Annotated in this window: 16 protein-coding genes; 6 read left to right on the top strand and 10 right to left on the bottom strand. The window is 67.8% G+C overall.

Annotation, left to right across the window (positions count from 1 at the left end):
- Positions 1-3 precede the first annotated feature (3 nt).
- Complete coding sequence (locus SLQ33_RS11680; RefSeq protein ID WP_319453999.1) at positions 4-1,515, top strand: NAD(P)/FAD-dependent oxidoreductase; 1,512 nt, start codon at positions 4-6, stop codon at positions 1,513-1,515.
- Between the two features lie 9 nt (positions 1,516-1,524).
- On the opposite strand, the gene SLQ33_RS11675 is transcribed toward SLQ33_RS11680, so the two are convergent.
- Positions 1,525-2,544: an Rv2578c family radical SAM protein gene (locus SLQ33_RS11675; protein WP_319453998.1), complete on the bottom strand. Its 1,020-nt coding sequence runs from the start codon at positions 2,542-2,544 to the stop codon at positions 1,525-1,527.
- A gap of 56 nt (positions 2,545-2,600) precedes the next feature.
- Positions 2,601-3,023, bottom strand: coding sequence for a hypothetical protein (locus tag SLQ33_RS11670; protein ID WP_319453997.1), 423 nt, complete (start codon positions 3,021-3,023; stop codon positions 2,601-2,603).
- Between the two features lie 99 nt (positions 3,024-3,122).
- Here SLQ33_RS11670 and SLQ33_RS11665 point away from each other — a divergent pair, with 99 nt between their 5' ends.
- Positions 3,123-4,241, top strand: coding sequence for an MBL fold metallo-hydrolase (locus tag SLQ33_RS11665; RefSeq protein WP_319453996.1), 1,119 nt, complete (start codon positions 3,123-3,125; stop codon positions 4,239-4,241).
- Here the strand turns inward: SLQ33_RS11665 and SLQ33_RS11660 are convergent.
- A complete protein-coding gene (locus SLQ33_RS11660) occupies positions 4,238-5,236 on the bottom strand; it encodes an amidohydrolase family protein (RefSeq protein ID WP_319453995.1) in 999 nt (332 codons plus the stop codon). The two genes, SLQ33_RS11665 and SLQ33_RS11660, sit on opposite strands and share 4 nt — an antisense overlap.
- 44 nt (positions 5,237-5,280) lie before the next feature.
- Positions 5,281-5,712 carry a D-aminoacyl-tRNA deacylase gene (gene dtd / locus SLQ33_RS11655; protein ID WP_319453994.1) on the bottom strand — a complete coding sequence of 144 codons (432 nt, stop codon included), beginning with the start codon at positions 5,710-5,712 and terminating at the stop codon, positions 5,281-5,283.
- Positions 5,713-5,791: 79 nt separating this feature from the next.
- On the opposite strand from dtd, the gene SLQ33_RS11650 reads away from it, so the two are divergent.
- The gene (locus tag SLQ33_RS11650; RefSeq protein WP_319453993.1) at positions 5,792-6,331 is read left to right on the top strand and encodes a hypothetical protein; all 540 of its coding nucleotides are present in this window, start codon (positions 5,792-5,794) and stop codon (positions 6,329-6,331) included.
- On the opposite strand, the gene hisS is transcribed toward SLQ33_RS11650, so the two are convergent.
- A complete protein-coding gene (hisS, locus tag SLQ33_RS11645) occupies positions 6,317-7,576 on the bottom strand; it encodes a histidine--tRNA ligase (protein ID WP_319453992.1) in 1,260 nt (419 codons plus the stop codon). The genes SLQ33_RS11650 and hisS overlap by 15 nt on opposite strands.
- Positions 7,577-7,589: 13 nt before the next feature.
- On the bottom strand, positions 7,590-8,252 hold the full coding sequence (locus SLQ33_RS11640; RefSeq protein ID WP_319453991.1) for an MBL fold metallo-hydrolase: 663 nt from the start codon (positions 8,250-8,252) through the stop codon (positions 7,590-7,592).
- A 130-nt stretch (positions 8,253-8,382) separates the two neighbouring features.
- On the opposite strand from SLQ33_RS11640, the gene SLQ33_RS11635 reads away from it, so the two are divergent.
- Both SLQ33_RS11635 and SLQ33_RS11630 read left to right on the top strand, forming a co-directional pair.
- Positions 8,383-9,279 carry a peptidylprolyl isomerase gene (locus SLQ33_RS11635; protein ID WP_319453990.1) on the top strand — a complete coding sequence of 299 codons (897 nt, stop codon included), beginning with the start codon at positions 8,383-8,385 and terminating at the stop codon, positions 9,277-9,279.
- A gap of 18 nt (positions 9,280-9,297) precedes the next feature.
- The gene (locus SLQ33_RS11630) at positions 9,298-10,368 is read left to right on the top strand and encodes a peptidylprolyl isomerase (RefSeq protein WP_319453989.1); all 1,071 of its coding nucleotides are present in this window, start codon (positions 9,298-9,300) and stop codon (positions 10,366-10,368) included.
- Here the strand turns inward: SLQ33_RS11630 and SLQ33_RS11625 are convergent.
- Positions 10,365-10,691, bottom strand: a complete 327-nt coding sequence (locus SLQ33_RS11625; protein WP_319453988.1) for a helix-turn-helix transcriptional regulator — start codon at positions 10,689-10,691, stop codon at positions 10,365-10,367. The two genes, SLQ33_RS11630 and SLQ33_RS11625, sit on opposite strands and share 4 nt — an antisense overlap.
- 106 nt (positions 10,692-10,797) lie before the next feature.
- Between SLQ33_RS11625 and SLQ33_RS11620 the strand changes: the two genes are divergently transcribed.
- The gene (locus SLQ33_RS11620) at positions 10,798-12,009 is read left to right on the top strand and encodes an MFS transporter (RefSeq protein ID WP_319453987.1); all 1,212 of its coding nucleotides are present in this window, start codon (positions 10,798-10,800) and stop codon (positions 12,007-12,009) included.
- Here SLQ33_RS11620 and SLQ33_RS11615 read toward each other — a convergent pair.
- The 3 genes from SLQ33_RS11615 to SLQ33_RS11605 form a co-directional block, all read right to left on the bottom strand.
- Positions 11,985-14,330, bottom strand: coding sequence for a RelA/SpoT family protein (locus tag SLQ33_RS11615; protein ID WP_413467633.1), 2,346 nt, complete (start codon positions 14,328-14,330; stop codon positions 11,985-11,987). The genes SLQ33_RS11620 and SLQ33_RS11615 overlap by 25 nt on opposite strands.
- Positions 14,331-14,394: 64 nt before the next feature.
- Positions 14,395-14,982, bottom strand: a complete 588-nt coding sequence (locus tag SLQ33_RS11610; protein ID WP_319453986.1) for an adenine phosphoribosyltransferase — start codon at positions 14,980-14,982, stop codon at positions 14,395-14,397.
- Entirely contained in the window at positions 14,937-16,553 is a 1,617-nt protein-coding gene (locus SLQ33_RS11605) for an ABC transporter substrate-binding protein (protein ID WP_319454352.1), read from the bottom strand. The genes SLQ33_RS11610 and SLQ33_RS11605 overlap by 46 nt, the downstream gene beginning before the upstream one ends.
- Between the last annotated feature and the right edge of the window lie 29 nt (positions 16,554-16,582).

The following is a 16,582-nucleotide window of genomic DNA, read 5'->3' as shown; positions in this document are numbered from 1 at the left end:
CCCATGTCGACGAACGAAGCCATCGAGTACACCGACGTACTCATCGTCGGCGCCGGCCTGTCGGGCGTTGGCGCTGCATGCCAGTTGCGCCAAGACCGGCCGGAGAAGTCGGTCGTCGTACTCGAGGCAAGGGACTCGATCGGCGGTACCTGGGATCTGTTCCGCTACCCCGGCATTCGGTCGGACTCGGACATGTTCACGCTCGGCTATCGATTCCGGCCCTGGACCGAGGCCAAGTCCATCGCCGACGGCCCGAGCATCCTGCGCTACATCCACGACACCGCGCGCGAGTTCGACGTGCAACGGCTGATCCGCGTCAATCACCGTGTGACGACCGCGAGTTGGAGTAGCGCCGAGGCGCGGTGGACCGTCGACGTTGCGCGCACCGACACCGGCGAGACCGTCACGATGCAGTGCGCGTTCCTCTACGTCTGCTCGGGCTACTACCGCTACGACGAGGGATTCAGCCCGACGTTCCCGGGAGTGGAACGCTTCCAAGGACCCGTGATCCATCCGCAGCACTGGCCCGAGGGGCTGGACTACCGGGACAAGCGGATCGTCGTGATCGGCAGTGGCGCAACGGCCGTGACCCTGGTGCCGACGTTGGCCGCCACCGCTGCCCACGTGACGATGCTGCAGCGTTCGCCGACGTACGTCGCGTCCCGGCCCGGCCGCGATCCGTTGGCCGACCGGTTGCGCGCGCGGCTACCCCAGAAGCTGGCATACGCGATCGTGCGGTGGAAGAACACGCTTCAGTCAATGGCGATCTTCCAGCTCAGTCGCCGCCGCCCCGAATACGTGAAGTCCATGCTGCGAAAGGCCGCCGTCGCACAACTACCGGACGGCTACGACGTGGACACCCACTTCGCCCCGTCCTACAACCCGTGGGATCAGCGCATGTGCCTGGTGCCCGACGGCGACTTGTTCACCGCGATCCGCGAGGGCAGCGCCTCGGTGGTGACCGACCAGGTCGAGGAGTTCACCGAGACCGGCATCAAGCTGGCCTCCGGCGCCGAACTGCCCGCCGACGTCGTGATCAGCGCCACCGGGCTGAACATGCTCGCCATCGGCGGCATGGAACTCGTCGTCGACGGCCGCCCGGTCGACCTCTCGAAGACGGTGTCCTACAAGGGAATGATGCTGTCCGACGTCCCGAACTTCGCGTGGACCATCGGATACACCAACGCCTCGTGGACGCTCAAGGCCGACCTGGTGGCGCAATACGTGTGCCGCCTCCTCGCGCACATGGATCGCCACGGGTACGCCTCGGTGACCCCGGACGCGAGTCGGGTGTCGGCGCACCATGCGTTCCTCGATCTGACGTCTGGCTACGTCCGGCGCAGCATGGATTTGCTGCCGAAGCAGGGCGACCGCCTGCCGTGGCGACTTCACCAGAACTACGTGCGCGACGTCGCCCTGCTGCGTCGAGGCCCGATCGACGACGACGTGACCTTCACGGCGCTACCCGTCGAGCAGGTCGGGTCGCAGCAGCAGGTGCGGCAGCGCGTGAGCTGACGACGCACGCTAGAACAGGGTTGGTTGCAGCAACGCCCCGGCGGACTGAACCGCCGGGGCGCCGCGCATCGCAAATGGACGATTGTCGGGCTCGAGGCCGTGCCTGGCGACCAACGGTGCAACCCGGGCGCGAAGCATGTCGCGGTAGCTCTCGGGCAGATACGCACCGCGCCGGTACAACTCTCGGTACTCCCCCACCAACTCCGGACGCTCGCGCGTCAGCCACCCCATGAACCAGCCCCGCGTCGAACCGCGCAGGTGCAGGCCGAACACCGTCACCCCCGTCGCGCCGGCTTCGGCGATTCGGCCCAGCAGCTCGTCGAGGTGGCTTACCGAGTCCGTCAGCAGCGGCAGCACCGGCGCCACCATGACGTGACAGTCCAATCCCGCGTCGCGGATCGAGCGGATCAGCGCGAGCCGGGCTTCCGGCGTCGGGGTACCGGGCTCGACCAACCGGTGAAGTTCAGCGTCTCCGATGGCCAGCGAGACCGCAACGCTGACGTCGACTCGTTCGGCGGCCGCCACGATGAGCGGCAGGTCCCGCCGCAGCAGCGTGCCCTTCGTCAGGATCGAGAACGGGGTAGCCGAATCGGCCAGCGCACCAATGATTCCCGGCATCAGCGCGTAGCGACCCTCGGCGCGTTGATACGGATCCGTGTTGGTCCCGAGCGCCACGGTCTCCCGCGTCCACGACCGACGGGCCAACTCTCGCCGCAGTACGTCGGCGACGTTGATCTTGACCACCACCTGGGTGTCGAAGTCGTTGCCGCAGTCGAAGTCGAGGTACTCGTGCGTGGGTCGTGCGAAGCAGTACCGGCAGGCGTGACTGCATCCGCGAAAAGCGTTGACGGTGAAGCGGAACGGCAGTTTGGATGCCTCAGGCACCTTGTTGAGTGCGGACTTGCACAACACTTCGTGGAACGTGATGCCGTCGAACTGCGGCGTGCGCACCGAACGCACCAGTCCGAGCCGCTGAAGCCCCGGCAACGCGCCGTCGTCGACGTCTACGCCTTGGCCGTCCCACCGCATTCATTCATTCGAACGCATGTTCGATCAAAAGTCAATCGAACAGCACTACTGCGGCATCAGTTCCACGAACGCAACTGGCACTGTGTCGTGAAGGGACCGGTCTGGTCGGCGACCACCTGACCGTCGACGGTGATCACGCAGTGCACGTTGGGGTCGGCCTGCATGGCGTGCGCGGCACCGCTCGCGGACAGGAAGGCCCATTGCGAATCGGTTAGCGTGGCGTCGAACTCCCACGACGCACCCGGCGCCAGGTTGACCTTCTCGCTCCTGACGTATGCGCCCGAGTTGGCGTGGTACGCCTCCAAGCTCGGGGGTGAGGCGAACGAATAGTAGAGGTTGAAGTCGCCCGGTCCCGCGGCCGTCAGCGTGTAGTGGACCTGATGTGTGGCCGGATCGGCGTTCGCCGTCGGCTGTCCTACTGCAATCGATGCGGCTGCCAGCGCGAACGCGGCCCCGACCACGGCTGTTCTCTTTCGCATGACCGTCACATCGGCGGACGGTACCGGATCGTTACATCGCGCACCACCCGTCACTCGGATCTACGCACAGCGGCCGTGCGCTCGGCTAACGTGATCGCCGTGAAGAGCCCCTGCGGTTGCGACGCCGCACATGGACCGGCGGGGGTCTCGATCTCGAGGCGTACCGCGCTCGCCGCCTCGATCTCCGCGGTCGTCGCGGGGGCCGCGCTCGGCACGTCGGCCCGCGGTTCGGCGGCGCCGGCACCGAACGCACCCGCGCTACCCCAGAACGCGCTGGTCACCCTGGGAGTGCAAGCCGGACCACCGCCCGTCCCGAACAAGACCGGAGTGTCGTCGACACTGAAGGTCGGCCGCGACGTCTACCAAATCGACTGCGGCCTAGGCTCGCTCAACGCCTTCGCCAATGCAGGCTTTCGATTCGACGACTTGAAGAGTCTGTTCATCACCCATCTGCACACCGACCACATCGTCGACTACTACAGCTTCTTCCTCTCCGGCGGCTACACCGCCTCGCCGGGCAAGGCGCCGGTGACGGTCTACGGTCCCGGGCCTGCTGGAGGCTTACCGCCAAGCCGCGTCGGAAATCCTGATCCCAGCACCGTCGACCCAGGCAATCCCACACCCGGCCTCGCGGCGACCAGCGACGCCCTACTCCGCGCGTTCGCATACACCAGCAACATCTTCATCCGCGACATGGGCACCGACGACATCCAGTCCCTGATCGACGTCAACGAGATCGTCGTGCCTCCGGGTTCGGACGCGCTGAACAGGGCACCGCGGGTGGACCCGTTCCCGGTGATGTCCGACGACAACGTGGACGTCACGGCCACCCTGGTGTCCCACTACGACGTCTACCCGGCGTTCGGCTTCCGCTTCGACCTGAAGCGCTCCGGTGTCTCCGTGACCTTCTCGGGCGACACCACCAAGTCCGACAACCTGATCAGGCTGGCCGCGAACACCGACATCCTGGTGCACGAGGCGCAGTTCAGCCTCGACGATGCGTATTACGACAACAGGTTCCCCCCGGACTACCTGGTGAACTCGCATACCTCCGCGGAGCAGGTCGGCGAGGTCGCCGCCGCAGCCGGCGCCAAACACGTCGTCCTGAGCCACTATTCACCGACCGACCTGCCCGATGCCCAATGGCTCGACGCGATCGGCAAGCACTACTCCGGCAAGGTCACCGTCGCCCGTGACGGCCAGGTGTTCGCGCTCTAAGCCGGACCGTCGCCCAGCTGGGACGGTAGGCGCGCACCGAAGAGCCGCAACGCGTTGCCCGAACCGACCTTCAACCGCGTCGCGTCGTCCATCGGGTAGGACCGCATGAACTCGGCACCGGTCTGGTTGTCGTCCATCGGATAGTCGACCGAGAACATCACCCGATCGGATCCCATCACGTCGAGCGTGCACGCAAATGCAGGCGTGCAGAAGTTTCCACTCGTCGTGACGTGGAAGTTGCTGCGCAGGTATTCGGACGGGAGCCGTTGCAAGCTGCGACTCGAACCATCGCCCCCGAGTCCGAAGTAGCGGTCGATCCGGTACGCCGCGAACGGCAGCATTTCGCCGAGGTGTCCGATGATCATCTGCAGTCGGGGAAACTTGTCGAACAACCCGGAGTAGATGAGCCGCAACACGTGGGTGCCCGCCTCGACGGCGAATCCCCAAGACGCGAGGTGCAATCCGTCGGAGACGTAGGGCGCGAACCAAGCCTCCATGACGGCGGGATGCGGCGTGGTGGGATGCAGATAGATCGGCGCGCCGAGCGACTCGGCGCACGCGAACAGCCGCTCGTACGCCGGATCGTCGAGATACCGCCCCTGACAATGCCCGTTGATCAGCCCACCGACGAGGCCGAGTTCGGTGACGGCACGCTCCAGTTCGACGGCAGCGGCGTCGGGATCTTGAGTCGCCAACGTCGCGAATCCACCGAATCGCCCGGGAGTTCCGCGCACCGTCTCCGCCAGTTCGTCGTTGGCCCGCTGAGCCAGGTCGATGGCGCGTGCAACGTCTGGCTCTTCCTGAACGCCGGGGTCGAACAGCGAAAGGATCTGGAAGTCGATGCCTGCCGCATCCATCTGCTCGAGACGCAACGGTCCCCGGTCGTACAGTCGCTGGTAGCCGACGGGATTGTTCGATTGCAGCCAGGTGGCCACGGGGTTTCCGGCGCTGGCCGGGTCCCAGGCGAAATGCTCTTCGAGCGCGATTAACCCCATGACACCTCCGATATCGGTCTGTCGCACACCCTACTTCGGCAAACTCAGAGTTCCAGCAGGATCGTCACCGGGCCATCGTTGACCAACTCGACCTGCATGTCCGCCCCGAAGACCCCCGTCTCTACGTGGGCGCCCAGTTCCCGCAGGGCGGTCGCGAACTCTCCGACGAGTGGCTCTGCCACTTCACCGGGCGCGGCTGCGTTCCACGACGGGCGGCGCCCCTTCTTCGTATCGGCGTACAGCGTGAACTGGCTGACCACCAGAATCGGCGCGCCGACGTCGGCGGCGCTGGCCTCGTCGTCGAGAATGCGCAGCCGCCAGAGCTTTTCGGCCATCTTGCGAACCAACCCGGTGTCGTCGTCGTGCGTGACGCCGACCAGGGCCACCAGCCCCTGCCCGTCCGGTGTGATCGCTCCGACGACGGCTCCGTCGACGACCACCCGCGCCGAGGTGACGCGCTGCACGAGGACTCGCATCGTCTCGATGTTGCCATGACCGTCGAGCCGAACTGCCGAACCGCCTGTCCACCGGACTCGAGCGTGACAAGCTGCCCGGATGACGTCAGCAACCGAGCCGCGAGTCCTCGTCGACACCGGCGGCCTCCTGGTGACCGACGACGGCAGGCGTGTCCTGGTCATCGACCGCCGTACCGGCGCACTGGCGGTGACCGTCTTCGTGCTCGGCGTGCTGGCCATCGTCGTCGGCGGCTTCGGCGTGGTCGCCCTGTTCACCATGTCTGCCTGGCTCGGTGCCGCGTTCTTGGGGGTGGGCGCCGTGGCAGCGGTGGGCGCCGCCTTCGCGTTCCGCACCATCCGGCGGCGCCGCGCCCAACCACTGCACGCCTGCCGTCCGGTGGCGGTCATCGACCGCAAGCTCGGAATCTTCAGCTACGCGGGTGGCGCGATAGTGCCGCTGGACCAGGTCCGGTTCCAGCGCAAGATGCAACTCGGGTCGAGCTCACCCAAGCTCGTCGCCGTGACGCCCGGCGGGACCCGAGTGCTCAAACGCGGCAACCCATTCGACGGCGGGATCGGCAACGTCGATGAGGTGCTGACGGCCGCGTGCCGGAGCCACTTGGAGTCACGCCAACCGTGACGTGACGTCGGAGACGACGTCGCCCACCGCGACGTCGACCTGCTCCCCCGACGTCAGATCCTTGACGCCGACGGTGCCCGCTTCGACGTCGCGGTCGCCCACGACGAGCGCGATGCGTGCTCCCGACCGGTCCGCCGCGCGCATCGCGCCCTTCATCCCGCGATCGCCGTAGGCCAGGTCGACGCGGACCCCTGCGGCGCGCAGGGCTCCGGCCAGCTTGGCCAGGACCAGCTTGGCCTCGTCACCCAGCGGAACGCCGAATACGTCGACGAGTGCGGTTTCGCCGACGGTCTTGCCCTCGGCCTTCAACGCCAGCATCGTTCGGTCGACACCGAGCCCGAAGCCGATGCCCGAGAGATCCTGCCCGCCCAACTCGCGCATCAGCCCGTCGTAGCGGCCGCCGCCACCGATGCCGGACTGGGCGCCCAGCCCGTCGTGGACGAACTCGAACGTCGTCTTGGTGTAGTAGTCGAGCCCACGCACCATCCGCGGGTTGATCGCGTACGGCACGCCCAGCGCGTCCAGGTGCGCGAGCACGGTGTCGAAGTGCTGCTTGGCGACATCGGACAGGTGGTCGAGCATCAGGGGCGCGTTGGCGGTCAGCTCCCGCACGTGTGGCCGCTTGTCGTCGAGCACGCGCAAGGGGTTGATTTCCGCGCGACGCCGGGTGTCCTCGTCGAGGTCGAGCCCAAAGAGGAACTCCTGCAACAACTCCCGATACTGCGGTCGGCACGTGTCGTCGCCGAGCGACGTGATTTCCAGGCGGAAACCGTCGAGGCCGAGTGACCGGAACCCGGCGTCGGCGATCGCGATCACCTCGGCGTCCAGTGCGGGGTCGTCGACGCCGATGGCCTCCACGCCCACCTGCTGAAGCTGGCGATACCGTCCGGACTGCGGCCGCTCGTAGCGGAAGAACGGACCCGAGTAGCACAGCTTGGCGGGCAGTGCGCCGCGGTCGACGCCGTGCTCGATGACGGCGCGCATCACCCCGGCGGTGCCCTCGGGCCGCAACGTGACCGACCGGTCGCCGCGGTCGGCGAACGTGTACATCTCCTTGGACACCACGTCGGTCGACTCTCCGACGCCGCGCGCGAACAGCGCGGTCTCCTCGAAGATCGGAAGCTCGACGTACCCGTAGCCTGCTCGCCGGGCAGCGTCGAGCAGCCCGTCGCGCACCGCAACGAACTGCGCGGACTCGGGCGGCAGGTAGTCCGGGACGCCCTTCGGCGCCTTGAATTCGGTCACGCGGTGCACATTTTCACGACAGGCCTTCGAGGAACGGATTGGTACGGCGTTCGGCGCCGATCGTGGACTTCGGGCCATGCCCCGGTAGTACCACGGTGTCGTCGTCGAGGACCAACAGTTTTTCGACGATCGAGGTGTACAGGTCGCGGCCGCTGCCACCCTGCAGATCGGTGCGGCCGATCGACTGCTTGAACAGCGTGTCGCCGGTGAAGGCGAGCTCGGACGGTCCATCGGCAACGCGGAAGACGACGGACCCACGGGTGTGCCCTGGGGTGTGGTCCACGGCGACGGTCATGCCCCCGAGTTCGATCTTGTCGCCGTCACGGTCGAGTTCGACGACTTGGCGGGGCTCCCGGAAGAACGCCCCCAACGCGACCTGAGCCAGCCGCGGACCGAGGCCCGCGATCGGGTCGGTGAGCATGAACCTGTCCTCGGAATGGATGTAGACCGGGCAGCCGTAGGTGTCGGCCACCTTCTGCGCCGACCACATGTGGTCGATGTGCCCGTGGGTCAGCAGCACGGCGGCGGGCGTCAGCCGGTTCTCGTCGAGAATTCGTCGAAGTGGCGCAAAAGCGCGCTGACCTGGGTCGACGATGATGGCGTCGGCGCCCGCCCTCGAGGCAAGCACGTAGCAGTTGCACTGCAACATGCCTGCTGGGAATCCCGTGAGCAACACGCTGACCAGTTTCCCATCCGCGATTGACGTGGGTCGCAGCGCCCACGCTCAGCGATTACTGGCACACTCGGTCCCGACTGAGCGACGCCGCCGTCCAGACGGCGTCGACGACGACGAGGAGGACGCGGCGGTGCCGACCAACGAACAACGCCGAGCGACGGCCAAGCGCAAGCTCGAACGGCAGCTCGAGCGCAGAGCGGCCCAGGCACGCAGGCAGCGACTCATCGCGATCATCGGCGGCGCTGCGGGTGTCGTCTTGGTGATCGCGGCGATCGTCGCGACCGTCATGTTCGTCAACAAGGACTCCGGCACCACCGACACGGCGGCGTCGAGCACCCCCAGCACGTCGGCCCTCGACACGCCGCCGCCACCCCCGAACAGCAAGCCGCTTCCGCCCTTTGCGGCGCCCGCGGGTCTCGGTGAGAACTGCCAGTACGCGGCGACGCCGAACGAACCGGCCGCCAAGCAGGCCAACGCGCCCCGCACCGGCAAGGTGCCGACGGATCCCGCGCAGGTCAGTGTCAGCATGGCCACCAGCGAGGGCAACATCGGCCTGCAACTCGACAATGCGAAGGCGCCGTGCACGGTGAACAGCTTCGCCAGCCTCGCCCAGCAGGGCTACTTCAACGACACCCCCTGTCACCGGCTGACCGCGTCAGCGGGCCTTGCCGTGCTGCAGTGCGGCGATCCCAAGGGGGACGGCAGCGGCGGGCCCGGCTACCAGTTCGCCAACGAGTACCCGACCGACCAGTACCAGCCGGACGATCCGGCGCTTTCCGAGCCGGTGATCTACCCGCGCGGCACCCTGGCGATGGCCAACGCCGGTCCCGGTACCAACGGCAGCCAGTTCTTCCTGGTCTACAAGGACTCGCAGCTGCCGCCGAACTACACCGCGTTCGGCACCATCGACGAGACCGGGTTGGCGACGCTCGACAAGATCGCCGCCGGCGGGCTGGATCCGCTCAACGGCCCCGACGACGGCAAGCCCAAACTGCCCGTCCAGATCAAGTCGATTCAGCTGGACTGACATCCAGGTGCACGCGTTGTGACCACTCCCCCGCCGTACGGCGAAAACCAGCCAACGCCAACGGGTTACGGAGAATATCCGCCGACCCCCTACGCCGGGTACGGTGGCCAGCCGGGCTACCCCGGCTATCCGGGCCAGTCTGGTTACCCGCAGGCGCGGGGCACGAACTCCATGGCGATCGCGTCACTGATCGCTGCGTTTCTGGTGGCGCCGCTGGGGATCGTGTTCGGCCACATCTCGCTGTCGCAGCTCAAGAAATCGGGCGAGGACGGGAAGGGCCTAGCCGTCGCTGGGCTGGTGATCGGCTACACACTGACCGCACTGACGGTGATCGCGATCGTCGGCGCAATCCTCTTCACCGCCATGGTGGTCCGCTACGCCGACCAGTTCGCCGACGAGTTCAACAACAACTTGACCGCGATGCCCAGCGCGCCGGCGTTCCCGTCGCCGGGCGACACCTTGCCGCCGTTCAAGCCACCGGCCACACTCGGGTCCAACTGCCAGTACCCGGCCACCACTGAACCGGCGAGCAAGCCCGTCGCCCCACCCAAGACCGGCAAGATACCCACTACACCGCCGACGATCGCCGCGAGCATCACCACCAACCGCGGACCCATCGGCCTCACGCTCGACAACGCGAAGGCGCCGTGCACGGTGAACAACTTCACCAGCCTCGTGCAACAAGGCTTCTTCAACGGCACGACGTGCCACCGGCTCACCACGTCGCCGTCGATGGGCGTGCTCCAGTGCGGCGATCCGACGGGTGATGGCACCGGAGGTCCCGGGTACCGCTTCCCCAACGAGTACCCGACCAACCAATTCCGGATCACCGATCCCGCGCTCGAGCAGCCGGTGGTGTACCCACGCGGCACGCTGGCGATGGCCAACGCGGGCCCCGGCACCAACGGCAGCCAGTTCTTCCTCGTCTACGAGGACTCTGCGCTGCCGCCGAGCTACACCGTCTTCGGCACCGTCGACAGCCAAGGCCTGGCCACCGTGGACCAGGTCGCGGCCGGTGGCGTCGCGGGCGGTAGCGACGACGGCAAGCCGGTGCTGGCCGTGACCATCGATTCGGTCCGGCTGGGCTAGCGCCGCTGGCGGTTGGCGCTGCGCACGACGGCATCCAGCAAGCCAGGGGCGACGGCGTCGACAGCGTCGAGTCGAAGCCGCTGGTGGGTGTGGCCGTCGACGACGAGCCGCTCGGTGACTCCCGCTTCCCGGAGGATCTTGAAGTGGTGAGTCGCGGTCGACTTGTTGATGCCGTCGTAGAGCGCCGCACACGGCATGGACGCCCCCGCGTTGACGAGCCTGCGGACCATCTCCAGGCGAACCGGGTCGGCCAGCGCCGACAAGAGCTGTTGCACGCTGCCGACCGGGTGCGCCAGCACCTCGCCCGTGAGCGGTGCGCTCATCCGTGTCCCCCGTCACCCGTAATAGGTTTGATGATCGTCAAACCTTACCGTACGCTCGACCTGGTTCGACGAACATCAAACTTACCGGGTAGGAGCCCCCGTGGCGATGGCCGAAGCAGACGGTGCGATCGTCACGCAGCGGTGGGCCTACTCGCTTCTGCTCGTGCTCAGCGGCGTCGCGCTCGGCGTGTCTGGACTGCCCGCGCCGCTGTACGGGATGTACGAGGACGCCTGGCATCTGTCGCCGCTGGCCACCACCGTGGTGTTCGCCGTGTACGCCGTCGCCGCACTCGGAGCCGTCCTGATCTCGGGCCGCATCTCCGACGTGGTCGGCCGCAAGCCGGTGCTGCTGGCCGCGCTGCTGGCGATGATCGTCGGACTCGGCGTGTTCCTGATCGCCGACGACATCGTGCTGCTCCTGGTGGCCCGGACCATTCACGGCGCGGCAGTCGGCTCGATCGTGGTGGCGGGCGCCGCCGCACTCCTCGATCTGCGTCCCAATCACGGCGCGCGGTCGGGTCAACTCAGCGGCGTCGCCTTCAACATCGGCATGACCGTCGCCATCGTCGGTTCGTCCCTGCTTGCGCAATACGCGCCGCACCCGCTGCGCACCCCGTATGCGGTGGTCGCCGTGGTGTGCGCGATCGTCGGGGTCGGCATCGTCGCGCTGCGAGAACCGCACTCGGCCCCCGTGCGTGGCCCCATTAGAATTGCGAGACCCGCTGTGCCAGAGCACATTCGCGGCGACTTTTGGTTCTCGGCACTCGGGGCGATGGCGTCCTGGTCGGTGCTCGGCGTGCTGCTGTCGCTGTACCCGTCGCTGGCCGCTCAGCAGACGCACATCCACAACCTGGTGTTCGGCGGCGCGGTCGTGGGCACCACGGCGTTCGCCGCCGCGATCGCACAGCTGCTGGCCACCCGCGTGCCTGCCCCGCGGGCCGCGATCATCGGTGATGCGGGCATGGCCGTCGCGTTGGTCGTCACCGTGCCGATCCTCGCCACGCACAGTTGGCCGCTGGTGCTCGCCGCCGCGGCGCTGCTCGGCGCAACGTTCGGACTCGGGTTCGGCGGGTCCCTTCGGCACCTCTCCGACGTCGTGCCCGCCGACCGCCGTGGCGAGACGATGTCGGCGTTCTACCTGCTCGCGTACAGCGCCATGGCCATCCCCACGATCGCGGCGGGCTGGGCCGCCACCAGGTGGTCGCTTGCGACTGTCTTTCCCTGGTTTGCGGGCGCTGTCGCCGTCGCATGCCTGATCGCTGCCGCAGTCGGCGCCTTCACCACGCGGACGCGTCAGGCCGCCGACGTCACGCGATAGACGTCGTAGACGCCCTCGACGTTGCGCACCACGTTCAGCACGTGACCCAGATGCTTCGGGTCGCCCATCTCGAAGGTGAAGCGGCTGATCGCCACTCGGTCATTGGATGTCGTCACCGACGCCGACAGGATGTTGACCCGCTCGTCGGCCAGCACCCGCGTCACGTCGGAGAGCAGCCGATGCCGGTCGAGCGCCTCCACCTGAATGGCCACCAGGAACACCGACGACGGCGACGGCGCCCACGTCACGTCGATGATCCGCTCGGCCTGGTCCTGCAGCGACGTCGCGTTGGTGCAGTCGGTGCGGTGCACGCTCACGCCACCGCCGCGGGTGACGAAGCCCATGATGTTGTCGCCTGGCACCGGAGTGCAGCACTTGGCGAGCTTGGTCAGCACGCCCGGAGCGCCCGGCACTGCGATTCCGACGTCGTCGCTGGTGCGTTGCCGCACCAGCATGGTGGTCGGCGTGGACCGCTCGGCGATCTCGTCTTCGGCCTCCTCGTCGCCGCCTAGCTGGGCCACCAACCGCTGCACCACGTGGCGAGCGGAGACGTGCCCCTCTCCGACCGCGGTGTACAGGGCCGACACGTCGAGGTAGCGCAGCTCGCGGGCCAGCGCACCCATCGACTCGGCATTCATCAAGCGCTGCAAGGGAAGTCCACCGCGACGTACCTCGCGGGCGATCGCGTCCTTGCCGGCATCCAGCGCCTCCTCGCGGCGCTCCTTGGCGAACCACTGCCGGATCTTCGCCTTCGCCCGCGGCGACACCACGAACTTCTGCCAATCCCGCGACGGACCCGCATTGGGCGCCTTCGACGTGAACACCTCGACCACTTCGCCGTTCTCCAGCTTGCGCTCGAGTGCCACCAGGCGGCCGTTCACCCGGGCACCGATGCAGCGGTGGCCGACCTCGGTGTGCACCGCATACGCGAAGTCGACGGGCGTGGATCCGGTGGGCAGCGTGATGACGTCGCCCTTCGGCGTGAACACGAAGATCTCTTGCACCGCAAGGTCGTAGCGCAGCGACTCGAGGAACTCACCGGGGTCGGCGGCCTCCCGCTGCCAGTCGAGCAATTGACGCATCCACGCCATGTCATCGATCTCTGCCGCGGCGTACCCTGCCGGAACCCCGTTGCGGCCCTTGGCTTCCTTGTAGTGCCAGTGCGCAGCGATGCCGTACTCGGCCGTCTTGTGCATGTCGCGGGTGCGGATCTGCACCTCGAGCGGCTTGCCCTCGGGGCCTACGACGGTGGTGTGCAGCGACTGGTACACCCCGTAGCGGGGCTGGGCGATGTAGTCCTTGAACCGCCCGGCGATCGGCTGCCAGAGTGAGTGCACCACGCCGACGGCCGCGTAACAGTCGCGGATCTCGTCGCACAGGATCCGCACGCCGACGAGGTCGTGGATGTCGTCGAAGTCGCGGCCCTTCACGATCATCTTCTGGTAGATCGACCAGTAGTGCTTGGGCCTGCTCTCCACGACCGCGTCGATCTTCGACGCGGACAGGGTGGCGTTGATCTCGGCACGCACCTTGGCCAGGTAGGTATCGCGAGACGGCGCCCGATCGGCGACCAGCCGCACGATCTCCTCGTACTTCTTGGGGTGCAGGATCGCAAACGACAGGTCCTCGAGCTCCCACTTGACGTTCGCCATACCCAGCCGATGTGCCAGCGGGGCAATGACTTCCAGCGTCTCGCGGGCCTTGCGCGCCTGCTTCTCCGGCGGCAGGAAGCGCATGGTGCGCATGTTGTGCAACCGGTCGGCCACCTTGATCACCAGCACCCGATGGTCGCGGGCCATCGCGATGATCATCTTGCGGATGGTCTCGCCCTCGGCCGCGGTGCCAAGCTCGACCTTGTCGAGCTTGGTGACGCCGTCGACGAGATGACCGACCTCGGTGCCGAAGTCCTCGGTCAAGGCCCCCAGCGTGTAGCCGGTGTCCTCGACCGTGTCGTGCAGCAGCGCCGCGATCAGCGTGGTGGTGTCCATGCCGAGTTCGGCGAGGATGTTGGCGACCGCGAGCGGATGGGTGATGTACGGGTCGCCGGACCGGCGCAACTGGTCGGCGTGCCGCTGCTCGGCGACGTCGTACGCACGCTGAAGCAGGGTCAGGTTGGCCTTCGGGAAGAACTCCTTGTGCACCGCGACGAGCGGCTCGAGCACCGGGTTGACGGCACTGCGCTGCGCGGTCATCCGCCGCGCGAGCCGGGCCCGCACGCGGCGCGACGCGCTCGACGCCGACTTCGACTGTTCGGCGGGCGTGGCGTCCGGGACGACGACGGGCATGGGCTGGGTCTGCGTCAACGCCTGATCGTCGGCCATCACCACCACCTCCTGCCCATTCGCCCCGTTAGTCGAGGATATCCCTGGCACCTAGGGCAAGCGCTCAATGCACCACGTAGAGACTGGTGACCGGCAGCGATTGCAGCCGCGCCCGGCCGTCGAGCGCGGCGAGTTCCAGCACGACGGCGGCGGCGGTGACGTCAGCTCCGCACGTCTCGAGCAGCTTCACCGTCGCAGCCACGGTGCCGCCGGTGGCGAGCACGTCGTCGATGACGACGATGGAGCGCCCGGCGAGGTCGAGGCCGTCGGCGGGGATCTCCAGCGTTGCGGTGCCGTACTCGAGCACGTAGGTCTCGCTGTGTACGGGCGGGGGCAGCTTGCCGCCCTTGCGGACGGCGAGCACACCGGTGCCGAGCCGGGTGGCGACGGCGGCGCCGAGCAGGAAGCCACGCGCATCGATCCCTGCGATCAGGTCGGCGCCCTCGGCGACCTCGGCGAGCGCGTCGGTCACCGTTGCGAGGCCGTTGGCGTCGGCGAGCACCGGGGTGAGGTCCTTGAACTGGATGCCGGGCTCGGGGAAGTCGGGCACCTCGCGCATCAGCGCCTCGATCACGGCCGCGGCGGCGGCCTTCCGGCTGGGTCCGCTCACTGCCTCAACTCCCACCGGTCCATGTTCCAGCCCGCGCCCCATCGCGTGGGATTGCTGCTGACCGCGAACATCGTCTTCGACGTCAACAAGGTGCGCTGCTGACGATAGAGCGGAAGCGTGGGCATGTCGCCCCAAAGCACCGGGGCGCTCTCCCCCAGCAGCCGCGCCAGCTCCTTCGGGTCGGACGTGACCGCCAACGCCCCGATGACCCCATCGACCTGTTCGTTGGAGTAGCCCGACAGATTGTTGCCGTTGCCGGTGTGCAGGTCGTACGCGTCGACGGACGACGAACCGCTCGATCCGCTGCCCGTTGCGCCGCCGGTACTGGCCAGCAGCACGTCGATCTGATTGTCCCGCAACGCCTGCGGGCCGACCGACTCCGTCGAGGCGTCGTCGATCGTGATGCCCGCGACGGCACAGGACTTCGCGATGGTGCCCACCGTGGCGGCCAGCCGCGCGTTCGGGCGCTGATATCCGATGCGCACGTTCAGCGGTCGTCCACCGATGGCATCCCGTGCCGCCTGCGGGTTGGCGACGCTGAACTGCCCGCCATCGGCCAGCGACTCGGTAGCCGTGATCGAGTCCTCCGCAGCGGGATTCAGCCGGGTGTTCGCGATCGGCACCTCGGCGTTGCGGGCGATCAAATCGCGGGGGGTGCACAGCGCCACCGCGCGGCGCGCGGCCGGATCGGCCAGCGGCCCCGAAGGGGCGAAGATGAGCTGTTCGACGCCCGCCGACGGGCTGTCGGTACGCACATAGTCGTCGGGCAAGTTCAAGGTGCCCGAGGATCCGGTCGCCACGTCGACGACGTCGTAGGAACCGGTGTTGACGCGCTCCTGAATGTCGGCGCCGCGCGGCCACACGGTGATGCGGGCGGTGACGGGTTTGGCGCCCCACCACTTGTCGTTGGCGACGAGCACGACGGCGCCATCGGCGGTCACCGAGTCGAGCTTGTACGGCCCCGAGGACGGGAAGCGCTTCAGCTCGAGGTCCGTACTGAGGTTCCAGGTGGTGTTCCAAGCCGCCGCTATGCGATCGATCGTCGGCCCGTCGCCCGCCAGCAGGGCGGTGGTGACCCCGCCGTCGCCGACGCCGAGCTCGTCGGCGATCACGTGGGCGGGCATCATCGACGTCGCTGCGAACAGCTGGCCGAAGTCCACGAAGGGGCGATCCTGCGCGAACGTCACGCGGGCCTTCTTCTGCCCCGGCGCGCAGTCCACCGACGCGACATCGCCGTAGCCGGCCCTGTTCGCGGCGTCGAAGCCGGGAAACCGACCGGACTGAGCGGCCCAGGCCAACACCATGTCGTCGCACGTAATGGGCTTGCCGTCGGAGTACACGGCGCTGTCGTTGATCTGATAGTCGAGCACCAGCGGGGCCCGACCGGCCACCGAGACGGTGCCGAAGTCGCGGTCACCGACGACCTGCCCGTCGGGCCCGTGGTAGTTGAACCCGGTGAGCACGCGGGCGAAGGCCTGCGGGCCGCCCGACGCGGCGCCCACGACGGTGTTGGTGTTGTAGGTGACGAGGGCGCCGTCGACGGCGTAGTCCACCGAGTCGGCGGGACCGCCCGCACACGCGACGAGCCCAGCTGCACCCACCAGCGCCAGCATGGCCGCCACGATCGCGACCGGCCGGGATC

Source organism: Mycobacterium sp. RTGN6 (assembly GCF_033804605.1).
Lineage (GTDB): Bacteria > Actinomycetota > Actinomycetes > Mycobacteriales > Mycobacteriaceae > Mycobacterium.
This window is presented reverse-complemented; position numbering and strand designations above follow the sequence as displayed.